Origin of the sequence: Pseudonocardia sp. McavD-2-B (genome assembly GCF_024124365.1) — a bacterium.
Lineage (GTDB): Bacteria > Actinomycetota > Actinomycetes > Mycobacteriales > Pseudonocardiaceae > Pseudonocardia > Pseudonocardia alni.
In genome coordinates this window covers 1-2,570 of the sequence record NZ_JAMXSG010000450.1, presented here as the reverse complement: position 1 = coordinate 2,570, position 2,570 = coordinate 1, and the positions used below count along the sequence as shown (strand labels likewise).

Below are 2,570 nucleotides of genomic sequence, written 5' to 3'. Positions count from 1 at the left end.
CGCCCGGCTCGGGGCGCCGCCGCCGTCGGACCGGCTGCGCGGGTGGCTGGTGACCGCGGGCGTCGTGCTCGTCGCGGCGCTGCTGCGGTTCTACGACCTGGGCGAGCCGACCGACCGCGGCACGCCGGTCTTCGACGAGAAGCACTACGTCCCCCAGGCCTGGGACATGGTCCGCAACGGCGGGGTGGAGTCCAACCCCGGCTACGAGAAGATCGTCCACCCGCCGCTGGCGAAACAGCTGATCGCGCTGGGCCAGATGGTGTTCGGCTACGACGGCGTCGGCTGGCGGGTCTCGGCCGCGCTGGCCGGGGTGCTCACGGTGCTGCTGGTGGTGCGGGCCGGGCGTCGGCTGACCCGCTCGACCGCACTGGGCGGGCTGGCGGGGCTGCTGCTGTGCGCGGACGGGCTGTCGCACGTGCAGTCTCGGATGGGGATGCTCGACGTCTTCTCCGCGCTGTTCGTGGTGGCCGCGTTCGCCGCGCTGCTCGCCGACCGCGACGACGTCCGCTCCCGGATGGCACGGGTCGTCGCGCAGGGGCGGGTCGGCGACACCGTCTGGGGCCCGCGGTGGGGGGTGCGCTGGTGGCGCCTCGCCGCGGGCGTCTCACTCGGCCTGGCCGGCGCGGTGAAGTGGAACGGCGCCTATTACGTCGCCGCGTTCGGGGTGCTCTGCGTGCTGTGGGACGTGTCGGTGCGCCGCCGCGCCGGCGTCACCCGGCCGTGGGTGGGCACGATGGTCCGCGACGTCGCCCCCGCGCTGTGGGCGCTCGCGCTGGTCCCGGTGCTGACCTACGTCGGGTCCTGGTGGGCGTGGTTCGGCAGCGAGACCGGCATCGACCGGCACCAGGTCGGCCGGGAGATCGGCACCGGCGGCGCGTTCGCCTGGCTGCCCGACGCACTGCGCTCGCTCTGGTACTACCACGGCCAGGCCCTCGCCTTCCACGAGAACCTGACGACCCAGTCGGCGGGCGCGCACCCGTGGGAGTCCAAGCCCTGGACCTGGCCGATGGGGCTGCGGCCGATGCTCTACCGCTACGCCGACGACGCCACCGGCTGCGGAGAGACCGAGTGCGTCTCGGCGGTCATGCTCATCGGAACGCCCGCGCTGTGGTGGCCGGCGATCCCGGTGCTGCTCTGGGGTCTGTGGCGGGCCGTGACCCGGGTGGACTGGCGCTGGACGGCGGTGCTCATCGGCTACGGCGCGGGCTTCCTGCCGTGGTTCCTCAACCTCGACCGGCAGATGTACTTCTTCTACATGATGCCGGTGGTGCCGTTCCTCGTGCTGGGCGTCGTGCTGGCGATGGGGCAGATGCTGGGCCACTCCCGGATGAGCGCGCGACGGCGACGGAACGGGTTGCTCGTGGTCGCGACGTGGGTGGCGCTGATCGGGGTCAACTTCGTCTGGCTGTGGCCGATCCTGGTCGGCGACCCGATCACCACGGCGCACTGGCAGGCCGAGCTGTGGCTGCCGTCGTGGCGCTGAGACGTTGCTCCGTCCGGGTGAGGCACGGAACCGCGGAGGCAGCGGCGACGACGACTCCGGCGTGAGCCCCGTTCTCCGCCGCCTCGCGGTCGCCCTCCCCGCCGTACTGCTCGCCCTGGTCGCCGGGGCCGCCCCGGCCTGGGCGCACACCGAGCTCGAGTCCAGCTCGCCCGCCGCGAACTCGCAGGTGGGCACCACGCCGACGTCGGTGTCGCTGACCTTCTCCGAAGAGATCGCGGCCGCCGACGCGACGGTCTCGGTGACCGGCCCGGACGGCACCGACCACGCGGCGGGCTCCGCCACCGGCGAGGGCGCCACCCTCACCGTCCCGCTGCGCCCGCTCGGCGCGGCCGGTACGTACACGGTCACCTACCGGGTGGTCTCCGACGACGGCCACCCCGTCTCGGGCACGGTGCCGTTCACCCTGACCTCCCCCGGCCCCGGCGCGGCCGCTACGACCCCCGCACCCGCCGCCGCAGCCCCGACGGCCGCCGCGCCGGAGACCGCGCCGCAGACCATCCCCGCCGCAGCCGACGACGGCGGCGCCCCGGTCTGGCCGTGGGTGGTGCTCGCCGTCGTCGTGATCGGGGCCGGGGCCGTGTTCGCGCTGCGCCGGTCGCGGGCCTGACCATCGACGGGACCTCCCCCGGCGGCGGCGTCCTCCGCGACCCGGTCCGCGAGCCCGCGCCCGCGGTCGCCGGGTGGGTCGCCGTGCTGGTGGGGGCCGCGGTCGTCGTCGCCGGGGTCACCGGTGGCATCGGGCCGGACGGCGTCGCGCTCGACCTGGCCCGGACGGTCGTGCGGGCCGCGGCGGACCTGGCCGCGGTGGTCGCGGCGGGTGCGGCGCTGGTCGCGCTGCTCGCACCCGACCGGGTTCCCGGCGCCGACCGGGTCCTGACGACCGTCGCGCCGCTCTGGCTCGGGGTGCTGCTGGTCGAGACGTTCGTCCGGGGCGCGGTCGTGTCCGGGCGCGGGCTCGCCGACGTGCGCGGCCCGGACCTGCTGGGTTTCCTGGCCGGTCCGCGTGCCGGGACCGGCCAGCTGGTGGCGCTGGCCGCGGTGCTCGCGCTGATCGGCGTCGCCGGGT

Annotated in this window: 3 protein-coding genes; all 3 read left to right on the top strand. The window is 75.6% G+C overall.

Translation table 11 applies throughout. The features are described 5' to 3' along the window. Nucleotides 1-1,483: dolichyl-phosphate-mannose--protein mannosyltransferase (locus NH602_RS30040; RefSeq protein ID WP_253069587.1), on the top strand; the 1,483-nt coding region annotated here is incomplete at its 5' end. A gap of 61 nt (nucleotides 1,484-1,544) precedes the next feature. Then, nucleotides 1,545-2,111 (top strand): copper resistance protein CopC, encoded by a 567-nt coding sequence (locus NH602_RS30035; RefSeq protein WP_253069586.1) that lies wholly within the window; start codon nucleotides 1,545-1,547, stop codon nucleotides 2,109-2,111. A gap of 83 nt (nucleotides 2,112-2,194) precedes the next feature. Further along, on the top strand, nucleotides 2,195-2,570 hold a 376-nt coding region (locus NH602_RS30030), incomplete at its 3' end, for a hypothetical protein (RefSeq protein WP_253069585.1).